Annotated in this window: 16 protein-coding genes, 2 tRNA genes and 1 other RNA gene; 9 read left to right on the forward strand and 10 right to left on the reverse strand. The window is 66.2% G+C overall.

The genetic code is table 11. The features are described 5' to 3' along the window. Position 1: 1 nt before the first annotated feature. From FOC40_RS00220 to FOC40_RS00240, 5 genes are all read right to left on the reverse strand, one after another. A complete protein-coding gene (locus tag FOC40_RS00220; protein ID WP_003797294.1) occupies positions 2-835 on the reverse strand; it encodes a MetQ/NlpA family ABC transporter substrate-binding protein in 834 nt (277 codons plus the stop codon). 71 nt (positions 836-906) lie between these two features. After that, entirely contained in the window at positions 907-1,638 is a 732-nt protein-coding gene (locus FOC40_RS00225; RefSeq protein WP_003797296.1) for a methionine ABC transporter permease, read from the reverse strand. Beyond that, a complete protein-coding gene (locus tag FOC40_RS00230; protein WP_039929882.1) occupies positions 1,635-2,657 on the reverse strand; it encodes a methionine ABC transporter ATP-binding protein in 1,023 nt (340 codons plus the stop codon). The genes FOC40_RS00225 and FOC40_RS00230 overlap by 4 nt, the downstream gene beginning before the upstream one ends. A 150-nt stretch (positions 2,658-2,807) precedes the next feature. Then, complete coding sequence (locus FOC40_RS00235; RefSeq protein WP_003797299.1) at positions 2,808-3,179, reverse strand: fluoride efflux transporter FluC; 372 nt, start codon at positions 3,177-3,179, stop codon at positions 2,808-2,810. Beyond that, a complete protein-coding gene (locus tag FOC40_RS00240; RefSeq protein ID WP_003797301.1) occupies positions 3,176-3,640 on the reverse strand; it encodes a fluoride efflux transporter FluC in 465 nt (154 codons plus the stop codon). The genes FOC40_RS00235 and FOC40_RS00240 overlap by 4 nt, the downstream gene beginning before the upstream one ends. An 80-nt stretch (positions 3,641-3,720) precedes the next feature. Between FOC40_RS00240 and gluQRS the strand changes: the two genes are divergently transcribed. Further along, on the forward strand, positions 3,721-4,635 hold the full coding sequence (gene gluQRS, locus FOC40_RS00245) for a tRNA glutamyl-Q(34) synthetase GluQRS (protein WP_003797304.1): 915 nt from the start codon (positions 3,721-3,723) through the stop codon (positions 4,633-4,635). Between the two features lie 703 nt (positions 4,636-5,338). Here gluQRS and FOC40_RS00250 read toward each other — a convergent pair. Both FOC40_RS00250 and ffs read right to left on the reverse strand, forming a co-directional pair. Further along, a tRNA-Arg gene (locus FOC40_RS00250) sits at positions 5,339-5,411 on the reverse strand. 117 nt (positions 5,412-5,528) lie between these two features. After that, an RNA gene (gene ffs / locus FOC40_RS00255) (signal recognition particle sRNA small type) lies at positions 5,529-5,624 on the reverse strand. Between the two features lie 163 nt (positions 5,625-5,787). On the opposite strand from ffs, the gene FOC40_RS00260 reads away from it, so the two are divergent. Beyond that, on the forward strand, positions 5,788-6,351 hold the full coding sequence (locus tag FOC40_RS00260; protein ID WP_003797311.1) for a YbaK/EbsC family protein: 564 nt from the start codon (positions 5,788-5,790) through the stop codon (positions 6,349-6,351). Positions 6,352-6,656: 305 nt separating this feature from the next. On the opposite strand, the gene FOC40_RS00265 is transcribed toward FOC40_RS00260, so the two are convergent. Both FOC40_RS00265 and FOC40_RS00270 read right to left on the reverse strand, forming a co-directional pair. Continuing rightward, positions 6,657-6,744, reverse strand: a tRNA-Ser gene (locus FOC40_RS00265). Positions 6,745-6,834: 90 nt separating this feature from the next. Beyond that, entirely contained in the window at positions 6,835-7,281 is a 447-nt protein-coding gene (locus FOC40_RS00270; protein ID WP_003791775.1) for a hypothetical protein, read from the reverse strand. Positions 7,282-7,440: 159 nt separating this feature from the next. On the opposite strand from FOC40_RS00270, the gene FOC40_RS00275 reads away from it, so the two are divergent. Further along, positions 7,441-8,814 (forward strand): uracil-xanthine permease family protein, encoded by a 1,374-nt coding sequence (locus tag FOC40_RS00275; protein WP_003797317.1) that lies wholly within the window; start codon positions 7,441-7,443, stop codon positions 8,812-8,814. Between the two features lie 260 nt (positions 8,815-9,074). Here the strand turns inward: FOC40_RS00275 and FOC40_RS00280 are convergent, their stop codons facing one another. Continuing rightward, positions 9,075-9,839 (reverse strand): ion transporter, encoded by a 765-nt coding sequence (locus tag FOC40_RS00280; protein WP_155844081.1) that lies wholly within the window; start codon positions 9,837-9,839, stop codon positions 9,075-9,077. Positions 9,840-10,106: 267 nt separating this feature from the next. On the opposite strand from FOC40_RS00280, the gene FOC40_RS00285 reads away from it, so the two are divergent. The 6 genes from FOC40_RS00285 (at position 10,107) to FOC40_RS00310 (ending at position 15,464) form a co-directional block, all read left to right on the forward strand. Further along, complete coding sequence (locus tag FOC40_RS00285; protein ID WP_003797321.1) at positions 10,107-10,544, forward strand: MarR family winged helix-turn-helix transcriptional regulator; 438 nt, start codon at positions 10,107-10,109, stop codon at positions 10,542-10,544. Then, positions 10,541-11,368 (forward strand): ABC transporter ATP-binding protein, encoded by an 828-nt coding sequence (locus FOC40_RS00290; RefSeq protein WP_003797323.1) that lies wholly within the window; start codon positions 10,541-10,543, stop codon positions 11,366-11,368. Before FOC40_RS00285 ends, FOC40_RS00290 begins: the two co-directional genes overlap by 4 nt. After that, a complete protein-coding gene (locus tag FOC40_RS00295) occupies positions 11,365-12,003 on the forward strand; it encodes an ABC transporter permease (protein ID WP_003797325.1) in 639 nt (212 codons plus the stop codon). Before FOC40_RS00290 ends, FOC40_RS00295 begins: the two co-directional genes overlap by 4 nt. Further along, the gene (locus tag FOC40_RS00300; RefSeq protein ID WP_039929912.1) at positions 12,000-12,695 is read left to right on the forward strand and encodes an ABC transporter permease; all 696 of its coding nucleotides are present in this window, start codon (positions 12,000-12,002) and stop codon (positions 12,693-12,695) included. The genes FOC40_RS00295 and FOC40_RS00300 overlap by 4 nt, the downstream gene beginning before the upstream one ends. Continuing rightward, positions 12,692-13,609, forward strand: a complete 918-nt coding sequence (locus FOC40_RS00305) for an ABC transporter substrate-binding protein (protein ID WP_003797329.1) — start codon at positions 12,692-12,694, stop codon at positions 13,607-13,609. The genes FOC40_RS00300 and FOC40_RS00305 overlap by 4 nt, the downstream gene beginning before the upstream one ends. 259 nt (positions 13,610-13,868) lie before the next feature. Further along, the gene (locus FOC40_RS00310) at positions 13,869-15,464 is read left to right on the forward strand and encodes a peptide ABC transporter substrate-binding protein (protein ID WP_003797331.1); all 1,596 of its coding nucleotides are present in this window, start codon (positions 13,869-13,871) and stop codon (positions 15,462-15,464) included. The last annotated feature ends 53 nt before the right edge of the window (positions 15,465-15,517 follow it).

Here is a 15,517-nt window from a genome sequence, read left to right on the forward strand (position 1 = left end):
ATCAGAACGCCGGGATGACCGAGCCGTCCGACCAGGTCTTCTCGATGTACTGCTTCACCTCATCGGAGTGCAGGAGCTTCTCGAGCTTCGCGATGGCGTCAGCCTCCTTGGAGTCGCCCTTCCAGACGAGGACGTTCACGGCCGGGTTGTCCACGGGGGACTCGACGACGAGCGCGTCACCGGAGATGGTCTTGCCACCCTCCTGGGCAAAGTTGCCGTTGATGACCGCGTAGTCGAAGTCGTCGAGCGAGCGGACCAGCTGCGGGCCCTCGACCTCACGGAAGTCGAAGTTCTTCAGCTTGGTGACGGTGTTGATGTTGACGTCGCCATCGCCCTCGGGGATCGAGACGAGGCCCTGGGTGGCCAGGAGCTCGAGCGCGCGGGACTGGTTGGCCGTGTCGGAGATGATGCCGATCGTGCCGCCGTCGGGCAGCTCATCGAGGGACTTGTGCTTGTTGGAGAACACGCCGAGGGGCTCGAGGTGGATGCCCTCGCCGGCCTCGAAGTTGTAGCCGAACTGCTTCTCCGCGTTCTCCAGGTAGGGAACGGTCTGGTAGAAGTTGGCGTCCAGGTCGCCGTCGTTCAGTGCGGTGTTGGGCTGGACGTAGTCGGTGTACTCAACGATGTCGAGCTTGATGCCCGCGTCCGCGGCAAGGTTGTCGTTGATGTAGGTGAGGATCTTCGCGTGGGGCGAGGGGGTCGCGCCCACGGTCAGGGTGACGACGTCCGAGGAGGAGCCGGAAGCATCCGAGGAGGATGAGCCGCCGCCGCAGGCCGCCAGGCCCAGGGTGGCAACGGCCGCCAGGCCGATAGCTGCGAGAGAGCGGTGACGCATGGTGTTTCTCTTTTCTTCTGCGTACTGAATGGGATGGATGGCCGAGGCCGGGGTGGCCTGACCGGGGTCTGTCAGCGCGCGCGGTGGTCGACCAGGCGCGAGAGGAGATCGCCGATCAGCTGGATGATCTGCACGATGATGATGATGGCGACGACGGTGGAGATCATGACGTCGTCCTGCCAGCGGTTGTAGCCGTAGTTGATGGCCATCTGGCCCAGGCCGCCGCCGCCGACGGCGCCCGCCATCGCGGAGTAGCCGATCAGGGTGATCGCCAGGGTGGTGATGGACTGGATGAGGGCCGGCATGGCCTCGCGAATGAGGACACCCCAGCGGATCTGACGGTTGGAGGCACCCATCATCTGGGCAGCCTCGATCTTGCCGGGATCGACGGCCAACAGGTTCGTCTCCACGAGGCGCGCAAAGAAGGGCGCGGAGAGGATGACGAGCGGCACGACGGTCGCAAGCGAGCCCGTGGACTTGCCAACGATCATCTTCGTGACCGGGATCAGCATGATGATGCCGATGATGAAGGGCAGGGAGCGCACGATGTTCACGACGAAGGACACGGCCTGGTACACGCCCTTGTTCGGGGTGAGGCCGCCCTTGCCGGTCTGGACCAGGAGGAGGCCCAGGAGCGTGCCAATGATGACCGCGAAGAGCGTGGACAGGCCCGTCATCATGAGGGTCTCGAGGATTGCCGGACCGAACTTTTCAGTGAGGGCCGGGTTGTCAAACCACGTCGGGTCGCCTTTGCCTGCGGGCAGGAGCGCCAGCGCGTGAGCGGCAGTGAGTGCGGCGGTCATTGGTCCCTCACTTCCGCGTGGACGTTGTTCTTGCGCAGCTGCTCGATGATCTTGTCAGCGTGGTACGCGGGCACGGTCAGGGCCAGGCGGCCCACCTGCACGCTCCCGAGAGACTCGAAGGTTCCCGCGGTCACGTCCGCGCCCATCGACGAGGCCAGGCGCAGGACCGTGGCCCCCGTGGGCACGCCCGGGTGCGAGGTGAAGACGACGTCGAGGAGGACGGTGCCCACCGCGTTCGGTTCGAAGCGGCCCTCGGCGGATTCCGTCGAAACCAAATCGACAACCGGCATGGGGACCAGTTCGCGGGCCAGCGGAGTTGAGGGGTCGGCCACGACCTCTTCGAGGGTGCCGGTCTGCAGGACCTGGCCGTGACCGAGGAGGGTCACGGAGTCGCAGATCTCGCGGACGACGGCCATCTCGTGGGTGATGATGACGACGGTAACGCCGGCGACGTCGCGCACGTGGCGCAGCAGCGACAGGATCTGAGCGGTCGACTCGGTGTCAAGCGCGCTGGTCGGCTCGTCACACAGGAGAACGGCGGGGTTGTCGGCCAGGGCGCGGGCGATGCCGACGCGCTGACGCTGGCCGCCCGACAGCTGGGACGGGTAGGAATCGCCGCGGCCTTCGAGGCCCACGAGCGAGAGGAGCTCCTCAACGCGCTCACGGCGCTTCGCGGCGGGCACGCCCGCCAGCTTGAGCGGGTAGCCGATGTTGTCGGCAGCGGTGCGAGCGTCCAGGAGGTTCGCAGCCTGGAAGACCATGCCGATGCGACGACGGGCGGCGCGCAGCGCTGAACCCGTCAGGGTCGCCAGGTCGAGGCCGTCGACGACAATGTGGCCCTCGGTGGGCTTCTCCAGGGCCGTCAGACAGCGGATGAGCGTGGACTTACCGGCGCCCGAGCGGCCGACGATCCCGTGGATCGAACCGCGATCAACGTGCAGGTTCACCCCATCGAGCGCGACGACCGTGCCGCCGTTTTTCACGGGGTAGACCTTAGACACCCCGGTGAGGTCAATCATGTGCATCTCCGTTACTGGGCCGCACGGCCCGCATCATCAGCATATGAGGGCCAGCGTCGCGAGCGCTCGGAATGCTGTTACAAAACTCCGTATCGTGGCTAAACCCTCACCCATCAGCCCGCATAGTGGCCTCAGTTGCGCGACAAACGACTATCCGGCACAGGCGATGCCCGCGAGCGCAGCGCCCCACGAGGCCGCCCACGTACCGAGGGCCAGGGCGAGGCTGCGCCCCCGGAACCCGTCCGCCCACAGGGTCACCGCGTCCACGAGCGCCGTCGAAAACGTCGTGAAGCCGCCGAGGAACCCGGTCGAAACGATCGGCATGAGGCCTGCGGGCACCAGCTGAGTGGCCGCGCCGGCCAGGAAACACCCGATGACGTTGACGACCAGGATGCCGAGCTTCGCCCCCGCCGGTTCACCCCACGACGACAGGGCGCGCTGAGTCCCTCGATCCACCCAGAAGCGGGCGCACGCACCTACCCCACCGGCCAGGGCCACGAACAGGAAGGTCGATCCGCTCATGCTCGCCCCTCCTCACCGCTGACAGGGCGCGCGCCCAATGGGACGCACAGCCACTCCCCCACGCGCATCCCCGCCCAGGCACAGGCACCACCCAGGGCCAGCAGGCCGAGGGACTGAGAGACGGCCTCGACAATTCCATTGAGCGAGGCGTACCCCACCGACGCGACAATGTACGTCCCGTACGTCGTAAACGCGCCCGCAAAACCCGTGCCGACCAGGAGCTTCAGGGATTTCAGCGACGCCGCATTCCGCGATCCTCGCGCGAGGCGACCCGCCACCCACGCGGCCAGCGCGCCCAGGAGGAACGCACCCACGGCGTTAACCGTCAGCGTCGACCACGACAGGAAGAGGCCACGCACAGGCGAGGCCTTCGAGACCTCGTCCAAGCCGGCGCGCGCAGCCGTCCCCACGACCCCACCCACGAAGACCGCCAACCAGTCGGGCACCCGAAAACTCACCATGCACCCCACTGTACGCCCGCGCCGCCACCACCCGGGGAGGCGGATCCCGGGAGGCGGCCACGGCCTCGTACACTGGGCGCATGACGAACACCGGACGATTCGCGCCCTCCCCCACGGGCGACTTCCACCTGGGAAACCTGCGCACCGCGATCCTCGCGTGGGCCTGGGCGCGCACGACCGGGCGACGATTCGTCCTACGCATCGAGGACATCGACCGCGAACGCGCGGGGTCCGCTGAGCGCCAGATCGAGGACCTGGCGGCGATCGGTGTCAACTGGGACGGCGAGCCCCTCATCCAAACCGAGCGGGCCGACGCACACGAAGCCGCCCTGGCGTCGCTGGGCGCGCGCGGACTCGTCTTCGAGTGCTACTGCACTCGCCGCGACATCCGCGAGGCCGCCTCCGCACCGCACGTCCCGCCCGGCCACTACCCGGGCACCTGCCTGACGCTGAGCGAGGCCGAGCGTTCATCCAAGCGCGCAGCTCTAGCCGCGGTGGGGCGCGCCCCCGCGCTGCGCCTGGCCGCCCCCTCGCCCGAGTGGACCGTGTTCGACGAGCTGCACGGCTCCTACACCGGGGCCGTCGACCACTTCGTCGTACGCCGCGCAGACGGCGTGCCCGCCTACAACCTGGCGGCCGTCGTCGACGACGCGTTCCAGGGCGTCGACCAGGTCGTACGCGGCTTCGACCTGCTCTCCCAGGCGCCCGCACAGGCTCAGCTCGCCCACCTGCTCGGGGCCCCCGAGCCGACGTACGCGCACGTGCCCCTCGCACTCGCACCTTCAGGGGCCCGGCTGGCCAAGCGCGACGGTGCCGTCACCCTCTCAGATCTACGAGGCCTGGGCTGGTCCACCGAGGACGTCGTTTCGTTCATCGGGATTTCCCTTGGCGTGCCCGGGGCGCGTTGCGCCTCCGACATTGCGGATGCCCTGGGGATTTCAGGGTTGCGTTCCTTGCCGACCGAGCCGTGGGTCGTGACGCCGCCCAGTTCCTGAGGTTGTGGTTTGTGTGCCCTGCTGGGCCGGGCTGCTTGTGGCCCCACGGGTGTTCCGGGCTGCTCTGTGTGCCCGTGGGCGGCGGCCCGCCTGCTCGCCGTCCGCGCCGCGAGCTGCGCTCGGCGCGTCGTCTCGAAGCCCGGCCAGGCCCCGCCACCGCCCACGGGCACCGCAGCCACCTCAGATGAATGCGGCGACACCCTACCGGCGAGCACTTCCACCAGATTGAAACCGACAGCACCTTTGCGCGGGTAAGCTCCGCTGCCGCTGAAACCCACATCACCTCTGCGCACCACGTTCGGCCGTTTCGAGCGCGTTTCTCGCTCGCAGAGGCGATGTCGGTTTCATTCAGTCGCCCACACCCCCTCGCAAAGGTGCCACCGGTTTCATAGCGATGGCCTCCGTTGCCCCAGAACGCGACAAAATTCGCCCAGCACAGCACGGATGCACCCTAGAACGCAAAAAACTCGCCCAGCGCGCTCAAAAAGCCCAGAATGAGTGGTTTTTGTCGAGCAGGGCGAGTTTTTTCGCGAGTGTACCACTGAAGGGGCAGCGTTGGGCGAACTTTGTCTCGGCTCAAGTGGGAACCGACTCGCTGGGACCGTGACAGTCGCGAAATGGGCATGAAAAAAGCACTCCCGAAGGGAGTGCTTGGTAGAAATGCAGAACCCCCACCGATGGATCGCACCGAGGGGGGCCGCTGCGCGCCCGGAGGGACTCGAACCCCCAACCTTCTGAACCGTAATCAGATGCTCTATCCATTGAGCTACGGGCGCTTGCCGTTTGGCTGGGTATAAGCTTACACGCTCTTCACCAGGATGCAAAATCAAGAGCTATGGCTTGAACCACACCGAAGAAGTGCATCCTGCAGTCGACCAAGATCGAGCAGCATATACAAAGATCCTCCGCGCACCCGGCAGCGCACCCTTATCCTTGCTGCATTCCTGCCCTGGGGAGGTTCGGATGATACCGTCACGCGGAGGACCGGACCCCAGCATACACGTTTTCGCCCCGCGCGCGCAGCTGCGAAGACCGCAACTCGCCAGCCTCACACAAACACCTCACGCGCACCGCTCACACCATGATCGTTACACACGCTTAAGGACTGACCAGGCGCCACCAACCCACGGCGAACAGACCTACCCTGAGACCATGAGCGACATCAGCATTCCCCGCATCGGCTCACTGGAGCCGGCACCCGCACTGGACCATCTCGATCTACTCGCCCCACCCGTCGCCGCTGCACTGACCGCGCTGGCCGAGCGTGGAGTAGCCACGGCCTCGTCCGCACTGGTTGTCGCGATCGACCCGGAGCTCGCGGACACGGAGGTCATGACGCGCGAGTTCGGCATGGACCTGGCACTGTCGTCGAACTGCATTCTGGTGGCCGGCAAGCGCGCCGGCGAGGAGCGGATCGCAGCGTGCGTCGTGCGCGCGACGACGAACGCGGACGTCAACCATGTCGTGAAGAAGCGCCTCGACGTGCGCAAAGCGAGTTTCTGGCCGCAGGAACGCGCGGTTGAGGCGTCGGGCATGGAGTACGGCGGCATCACGCCGGTGGGCATACCCGGCTCATGGCGGCTCCTCATCGACTCGGCGTGCGCGGTCGGATGGAGCTGCATCGGCTCGGGCCTGCGCCGATCAAAGCTCTTTGTGACTGGCGATGTCCTGGCCGCGCTCCCGGGCGCAGAGATCGTCGAGGGCCTCGGAGTCTAACGGGACGAGGCCTGGGCTCAGCAGCGCAGTGACCGCCCGATTAGCGGCCGGTGCACACAGCACCACAAGCGCCGCCGGTGTGGAGGGCGCCGGAGGGCCTGGCCGCAGTGCCGGTGGGCGGTGGCGGGGCCTGGCCGGGCTCCGAGACGACGCGCCGAGCGAAGCTCGCGGCGCGGACGGCGAGCAGGCGGGCCGCCGCCCACCGGCACTGCGGCCAGGCCCATCAAGTCAGGCCACACGGCACCCACAACACGGACGCCACAGGCAACAAAAACCCCGGAACCTGAAGCGGTCCCGGGGTCCGGTGGCGGAGGATGGGGGATTCGAACCCCCGAGGGCTTGCACCCAACACGCTTTCCAAGCGTGCGCCATAGGCCACTAGGCGAATCCTCCGTGCACATCGTGCAGGACAATCATAAGCGACAAAAGGCTCTCAGCGCCAATCCTGGCCAATGGAGCAGGTCACAGCGCGGCACGAACCCCTTAGAAGAGCCCAGAAAAGCCGATCAGATAGAAGATCACGGCGCCGCCGATCAGGATGCTGTCGAATGCGAGGGCTGCGATGGCTTCGCGCGCGCCGACGCGGCCGGGCAGGTTTTGCGCCTGCACGAGGGCAATGATCGCAAGGACGACCGAGACGACAATCGGAAGGAAGAAAATTCCGAAGACGCTGACCCACAGGGCAGCCTTCGCGAGGGGATTCCCAATCGGCTTGGGCGAGTTGTAGCCACCATCGGCGAAGATCGCAGCAACATCTACGTACTGCGTCCCGGGGAACGTGGGCCCCGAGAGGTCGGCGCTGGGGACGCGAAGGCGGCCCGGCGCGTATCCGAAGCGGTCGCCCGGCGCATCCATCGACGAGGTCGCATCCGGGGTCGCCCAGGGCACGCTCGAGACGGCGGGGGCGATGTTCGAGGACGGCTGACTCATGTGCTCCACTATTCCATAACGGGAGGGGCATGCACCACACTTTGCCCGCTGAAGGGGTTTAGGCGTGGCGAAACCTGCGCGGACAGGGATGGACGCGCTACCCTGTTATTCCGACCGGTACGGCCATTCTGCCCATCAACTGATCGGATTTGCACGCTTATGAGCGAAACGAAGACCCCGCTGTTCCGTTGGAAGCTTCACGGTAACGGCACGTCCATTAATCCCGGCGACGTCGTCCTTCCGAGTGAACGACTCTCGTGGCCGCGCACCGCAGGTATTGGTGCTCAGCACGTGGTCGCAATGTTTGGCGCCACGTTCCTTGTTCCGTTGTTGACGGGTTTCCCCCCGTCAACAACGCTTTTTTTCACCGCGATCGGCACCCTGCTGTTCTTCCTGATTACGGCGGGCCGCCTGCCCTCGTACCTGGGTTCTTCGTTCGCGCTGATCGCGCCGATCCAGGCAGTCAGCTCCTCCATGGGCCCGTCCTACGCGCTCGGCGGCATCATTGCGGTGGGCGCGACGCTGGCACTCGTCGGCCTGATCGTCCACTTCGCGGGCGTGCGCTGGATTGATGCTGTCATGCCGCCCGTGGTGACGGGCGCGATCGTAGCTCTCATCGGCCTCAACCTGGCGCCCGCCGCCTGGGACTGGGTGAAGCAAGGCCCGATCACAGCCGTCGTGACGATCGTGTCGATCTGCGTCGTGACCGTCCTCTTCAAGGGCATCCTCGGCCGCCTCTCGATCCTCATCGGCGTACTGATCGGCTACCTGGTAGCGATCTACCAGGGTGAGGTCGACTTCTCCAAGGTGAGCAACGCCGCATGGATCGGCTTCCCCGAATTCCACACCCCCGCATTCTCCTTCTCGACCCTCGGCCTGTTCCTGCCGGTCGTTTTCATCCTGGTCGCCGAGAACGTCGGCCACGTGAAGTCGGTGTCCGCGATGACGGGCGAGAACATGGACGACCTGACGGGCCGCGCACTCGTGGCGGACGGCCTCTCCACGATGCTGGCCGGCAGCGGCGGCGGCTCGGGCACGACGACCTACGCGGAGAACATCGGCGTCATGGCTGCGACCCGCGTGTACTCGACGGCGGCGTACATCATCGCGGCCGGTGTCGCCCTGGTCCTGTCGATGCTGCCGAAGTTCGGCGCCCTCATCGCGACGATTCCCCCGGGCGTCCTCGGCGGCGCGGGCACGGTCCTGTACGGCATGATCGGCATGCTGGGCGTTCGCATCTGGGTGCAGAACCGCGTGGACTTCTCCAACCCCGTGAACCTGAACACCGCCGCGGTCGCCCTGATCGTCGCGATCGCAAACTTCACGTGGGTTGTCGGCGACATGACCTTCGGCGGCATCGCGCTGGGCACGGCTGCCGCTCTGCTGATCTACCACGGCATGCGCCTGATCTCGAAGCTGCGCGGCACGAACCTGGAGGCGGCGACCCCCGCGTCCGCGCCGTCGGGTTCGGAGCTGGAGGGCGAGGCGTACTCGAAGCGCCACCGCTCCCCCGCGCCGCAGGCTGACGCCTGATCTGACGCGTTCATAGACGAGGCCGGGGCTCGGCCACTCGCTCACCGCACGGTGAGGGGTGGGTCGGGCCCCGGCCTCGTTTATCCCTCCCAATTCCGCATGCAATTCCCCGAACGCCCCACGAACACCGTCAGCCCAATGCCCGGAATTCCAACGTTTTTAGGCACACCTATAAAGTGACCGACTGAGAATTGCATGCGACTTTTTCGGGGGAGGCAGGGGCCACGAAGATGCACAGGGGCAACGACGGCCCAGCACGCTCAGTTCCCCTCGCCCCCGCCACCGCGCAGCTCGTCGAGCATGCCCGCCGTGATGATGCCCGAGGGCAGGGCAACGACGGCGACGCCCATGAGCGAGGAGATCATGGCGATGGCACGCCCCACGTCGGAGGTGGGGCGTGCCATCGCCATGAGCGAGGAGATCATGGCGATGGCACGCCCCACGTCGGAGGTGGGGTAGAGGTCGCCGTAGCCGACGGTCGTCAGGGAGACGACCGCCCAGTACACGGCATCGAAGAAGGTGTTGAAGGTTTCCGGCTCGACGTTAAAGATGGCGAGGGCGCTGACGAGGATGTAGCCGATGGCCAGGCCGAGGACGGCGAGCAGCGCCTCCCTCTCTTTCTCGAACACGGCGGCGATGACGGAGGCGCTCTTCGAGTAGCGAATGAGCTTGAACGTCCGCAGGGCCCGAAACAGGCGGAGGACTCGCAGCGTGCGCAGCGCGTCGTTGAGGGCATTGAAGACTGGCAGGATCGACAGCAAGTCGATGACGGCCATGGGGGTGAAGGGATAGATCAGGAACGACAATGCGCCCTTGCCGAGCTTCAGATCCGCCGTCGCCCATCGTGCCAGGTAGTCGGCGATGAACACGAGGACGCAGGCGTACTCGATTGTCTCGAGGACGGGGCTGGATTCCTTGAAGCACAGGGGGAGCAGGCTGGCGATAATGAGCACGGTCATGACGCGCCCGCACCACATTGCCGCTCCACCATCACCATCCAGCAGAGAGTAGAGACGTTTCCGCACCTTTAACACTCCTCATCGATATGCGAGTCACGCGCCGGGAAAACGCACCCACGACTGGGCACTGACTTGCGTCGAGCGAGGGCCCCGGAGCTTGCCACTCGCCGATACCACGCACTGTAGCACCGCGCCTAGTCCCGCCGACCACGCCCCACACACAGTTGTGGGCCGCTCACAAACAGCACAAGAACGCCTATCTCGTCAAAAACTCAACGAGTTTCCCCTCACAAACACCATACATATCAATTATTTACGCGTAAGGTAGTGGGCATGGCAACAGATGCATGCACGCTGTTCGCGACACTGATCGACACGGAAGTTCGCGCTTGGAGCGCCGTTGAATCCGCCCTCTCCGAGGCCGGAAACGCGCTGACACTCGGCCGCTTCCTCGTCCTGCGCACGGTCCGAGACACCCCCGCGTGCCGCATTCAGGAGGTCGCGGCGAGTCAGGGCATCACCCTGGGAGCGGCCTCGCGCCTCGTGGATCGCCTCCACCGCGACGGGCTGCTGCACCGCACCCCGTACGAGCATGACCGGCGCGCGACCATCCTGACGGTGACAGAGCAGGGCCTGGCGCACCTCGAGGAGGCCTGCGCGGTCGTCGAGAAGGAGCAGGAGCGCCTCTTCGCCCCGCTCTCCACAGTCCAGCGCAAGGAGCTGACGCGCTGCCTCGCGCTCATCGCCGAGGCTGCCAAGGAGCGCGCATGATTCGCTTCGACCACGTCTCCAAGACCTACCCGGGCGGCACACGCGCCGTCGAGGACTTTTCCCTCACCGTCGAGCAGGGTTCCACGACCGTCTTCCTGGGCACCTCGGGCTGCGGCAAGACGACGCTCATGCGGATGGTGAACGCGATGGTCACCCCAACCTCGGGCAGGGTATTCGTACGAGACCAGGACGTCGCAGGCGAGGACCCCGTGCGCCTGCGCCGCTCGATCGGCTACGTCCTGCAGGAGGGCGGCCTCTTCCCCCACCGAAGCATCGCAGACAATATCGCGACCGTCCCACGCCTGGAGGGCGCCACGAAGCAGGCTTCCCGCGAGCGCGCGCTCGAGCTCCTCGAGCTGGTGGGCCTGGATCGCGAGATGGCTGATCGCTACCCCGCCCAGCTGTCGGGCGGCCAGCGTCAGCGCGTGGGCGTGGCTCGGGCGCTGGCCAATCGCGCGGACATCCTGCTGATGGACGAGCCCTTCGGCGCTCTGGATCCGATCGTTCGCGCCGATCTGCAGCGTGAGCTGAAGGAGATTCAGCGCACGCTGGGTACGACGATCCTCTTCGTGACGCACGACGTGGACGAGGCGTTCACGCTGGGCGACCAGGTCGCCGTCCTCTCGACGGGCGGCCACATCGAGCAGGTGGGGACACCCACCGAGCTGCTCTGCTCTCCCGCCTCGCCCTTCGTCGCGGATTTCGTGGGCGCCTCGCGTGCCGCGCGCCCGGTGCGCATCGCAGGGCCGGGCGGCCTGGTCGTCGACGACGCCGGCACCCCCGTGGGCACGCTGACGACCGACGAGGCCGGGGAGCGCCCGTGACCTGGCTGTCCTCGAACTGGGGAGTGATTGGCTCCCTGACGCTCGCGCACCTGTGGATCGCCCTCCCAGCGATCGCACTGTCGGTGCTGATGTCCGTGCCGATCGCACGCTGGGCGGCATTTTCTCGCCGTGGCGGCTGGGTCCTGTCTGCCCTGTCGGCGCTGTACGCGGTGCCGTCGCTGCCGCTCCTGATTGTCATTCCTGTGATCGTCGGGGTGGCGCTGCGCTCGCCCGCCAACATGATCATTGTCCTGACGCTGTACGGCGTGGCGGTGCTGGTGCGCCAGGTGGCGGAGGGCTTCCGCGCGATCCCTCGCGCGACACTGCAGGCCGCGAACGCGTGCGGCTATCCCCTCTTTCGGCGTTTCGTCGAGGTGGAGCTCCCCCTGGCGACACCCGTCATCGTCGCGGGCACGCGCGTAGTCGCCACGTCGACGGTGTCGCTCGTGACAGTAGGCGCATTCATCGGCGTGCGCTCGCTGGGCACGCTGTTCACTGACGGCTTTCAGCGCGGGCTCATCGCCGAGGTCGTGGCCGGCTTGGTCGCGACGGTTCTCCTTGCGCTCGTCGTCGATGCGCTGATCCAGGGAATCGGCTGGGCCCTCACCCCGTGGACGAGAAGGGGGCGGGCATGAACATTCTCCTTGACGCCCTGACATGGCTGACGGTCCCCGCGCACTGGCTGGGCGAGTCCGGGATCCTCGTTCGGACTGCCCAACACCTGGGCCTCACTCTTCTGATCGTGACGCTCGCAGCGCTCATCGCGCTGCCGCTGGGCACGTGGATCGGGCACACGGGCAAGGGCCGATGGCTGGTGAGCGCGACGGGCGCGGCTCGGGCGATCCCAACGCTCGGCGTGCTGACGCTGGCCGGCCTGTGGCTGGGTATCGGGCTTGCGGCACCCACGCTCGCGCTCCTCGTTCTGGCGATCCCGCCGCTCCTGTCGGCGACCTACTCGGGAATCGCCTCGACGCCGCGGGCCACCGTGGACGCGGCGCGAGCGATCGGGCTTACCGAGCCCCAGGTCCTCGCGCAGGTGGAGGCCCCGCACGCGGCCGGCCTCGTCGCGGCAGGGGTCCGCTCGGCAACCCTCCAGGTGATCGCGACGACGACACTGGCGGCCTACACGGCGAACTACGGCCTCGGACGTTTCCTCTACGAGGGGCTCAAGACCCGCGACTACGCGGAGATGATCGGCGGCGCGATAGTCGTCGTCGCCCTCGCGCTGGTGACCGACGCACTCCTGGCGCTCATCGCCCGGCGCCTACGCGCCCGCACACATTCTTACTCAGACAACGAGAACAACTCACTCAAGGAGTCACTATGAAACGCACGATGATCACAATGGCTGCCGTCGCGGCTTCCGCCCTGGCCCTGGCCGCCTGCGGTTCGGCAGAGTCGGTCGGCGGCAACACGAGCACCGGGGGTTCGGAGAACGGCTCGACGACGCTCATCGTGGGGTCGCAGGACTACTACTCCAACGAGATCATCGCAGAGGCGTACGCCCAGGCCCTCGAAGGGGCGGGATTCACGGTCGACCGCCAGCTGCGGATCGGCCAGCGCGAGGTCTACATGCCCGAGATCGAGGCCGGCGCAATCGACGTGTTCCCCGAGTACACGGGCAACCTGCTGCAGTACCTGGATGCTGACGCAACCGCGCGATCCACGGACGAGGTCTACGCAGCTCTGCAGACCGCGCTCCCCTCGGGCCTGCGCGCCCTCGAGCAGGCACCTGCGACCGACCAGGATTCCTACGTGGTGACGGCAGATTTCGCAGCCGCGCATTCGCTGGCCTCAATCGGCGACCTCGCGAGCGCGGGCACGCTCACCCTGGGTGGCAACTCGGAGTTGCAGACGCGGCCATACGGTCCGACGGGACTGTCACAGACCTACGGCGTGACCGTCGGGTTCACTCCGATTGAGGACTCGGGCGGCCCTCTCACCGTCAAGGCGCTGAAGGACGGCGACATCCAGCTGGCAAACATCTACTCCTCGGACCCGGCGCTGGCTGACGGGACGCTGAAGGTCTTGGATGACCCGAAGGGCCTGTTCCTGGCCTCGCACGTGGTACCCCTGGCCTCGTCACGCGTCAGCGATCAGGCCGCAGCGGTCATCAATCGGGTGAGCGCCGCGATGGACGCTCAGGACCTGGTGGAGATGAACCGGGCGTCGACGGTGGACCAGAAGTCCGCCTCGCAGATCGCCCGCGAGTGGCTTATTTCCGAGGGTTTGCTCTCCTAATTCCTCCCCTTTACTCGACAAGGCCGGGGCCGGGCGTGTCCGCACGCTCAGCCCCGGCCTCGTCGCATGAACACTTGGTCACAACAGTCCCACTTTTATGTGACCTACACCATGATTTGACCTACTTTTTACGTTTGTAACCAAAATGTAATGCGCACATGATGGACATCTTTCATGAATTCCACGCGGCACGGGTTAATCTCGGACCATACCTGAGGGCACCGCCTCAGTTCCACCCATCAACCAGGAGGAAGAATCCATGAACCTGAAGAAGGCATGGCTCGTCATCCCCGCGGCTGCCGCGCTCGCTCTGACCGCCTGCGCCGGCGGCGGCACCACGTCGTCCGGCTCCGGCGACAAGGTCATCACCGCCAACGGCAACGAGCCCCAGAACCCGCTCCTGCCGGGCCTGACCAACGAAAACGGCGGTGGCAGGATCCTGACCGTCCTGTTCAGCCAGCTCGTCCGCTACGAGACCGACGGCACGGCCGTCCTCGACGTTGCCGAGTCCATCGAGCCCAACGAGGACGCGTCCGAGTGGACCATCAAGCTCCACAACGACCGCAAGTTCTCCGACGGCACCCCCGTCCAGGCCCACAACTTCATCAAGGCCTGGAACCTCATCACGTCGAAGCAGCAGCAGCAGGCTGCGTTCTTCAGCATCTTCGAAGGCACCGACGACGAGGGCAACGGTGAGATCACCGGTCTGACCGAGGTTGACGACTACACCTTCACCGCGAAGCTGAAGAACCCCACCTCGGACTTCATGTCGCGCCTGGGTTACGTCGCCTACGCGCCGCTTCCGGACTCGACCCTGGAGAACCCCGAAGCAGGCGGCCAGGCCCCCGTGGGTAACGGCCCCTACAAGATGGCCTCCGCTGACGCATGGGAGCACAACGTCAAGTTCGCGACCGTCCCCAACGAGCACTACGTGGGTGACACCAAGGCTCAGAACGACGGCGTGACCTTCGTCTTCTACACGAGCCTCGACGCTGGCTACCAGGACCTGTCTTCCGACTCCCTCGACATCCTCGACGGCGTCCCGGCCTCCGTCTTCAAGACCTTCGAGTCCGAGCTGCCCGGCCGCACCGTGAACCAGCCCTACGCTGGCGTCCAGTACTTCACGATCCCGCAGTACCTGCCCCACTTCTCCGGTGAGGAAGGCCGCCTGCGCCGCCAGGCCATCTCCCTGGCCGTCGATCGTGACACCATCACGAAGACCATCTTCAACGGCACCCGTACCCCCGCCAAGGACTTCACGGCCCCGACCCTCGAGGGCTACGACGCCAACATCGCCGGCAACGATGTCCTGACCTACAACCCCAACAAGGCCAAGGAACTGTGGGCACAGGCCGACGCCATCTCCCCGTGGGACGGCGCCTTCACCATCGCCTACAACTCTGACGGTGGCCACAAGGAATGGGTCGACGCGACCGCTAACTCCATCAAGAACACCCTGGGCATCGATGCTGAAGGCAACCCCTTCGCCGACTTCAAGTCGCTGCTCGATGCCGAGGACAAGGGCGAGATGACCGGCGCGTTCCGTAACGGCTGGCAGGGCGACTACCCGGCGCTGTACAACTTCCTGCAGCCCCAGTTCGCCACCGGTGCCGACGCCAACAAGGGCGGCTACTCCAACAGCGAGTTCGACTCCCTGATGATCCAGGCGTCCTCCGCCACCACGACCGCGGACGCCGTCAAGACCCTCCAGAAGGCCCAGACGATCCTGCTCCAGGACCTGCCGGCCGTCCCGCTGTGGTACCCGAACGTCAGCGGCGGTTGGTCGAAGAACGTCGACAACGTCCAGTTCGACTGGAAGGGCCAGCCCGTGCTGTACAAGGTCACCAAGAAGTGATCGCACAAGGTTAACCTCTCCCGCGGGGCGGGCGGCACAAGCCGCCCGCCCCG

The sequence above is a fragment of the Schaalia odontolytica genome (assembly GCF_009730335.1).
Lineage (GTDB): Bacteria > Actinomycetota > Actinomycetes > Actinomycetales > Actinomycetaceae > Pauljensenia > Pauljensenia dentiphila.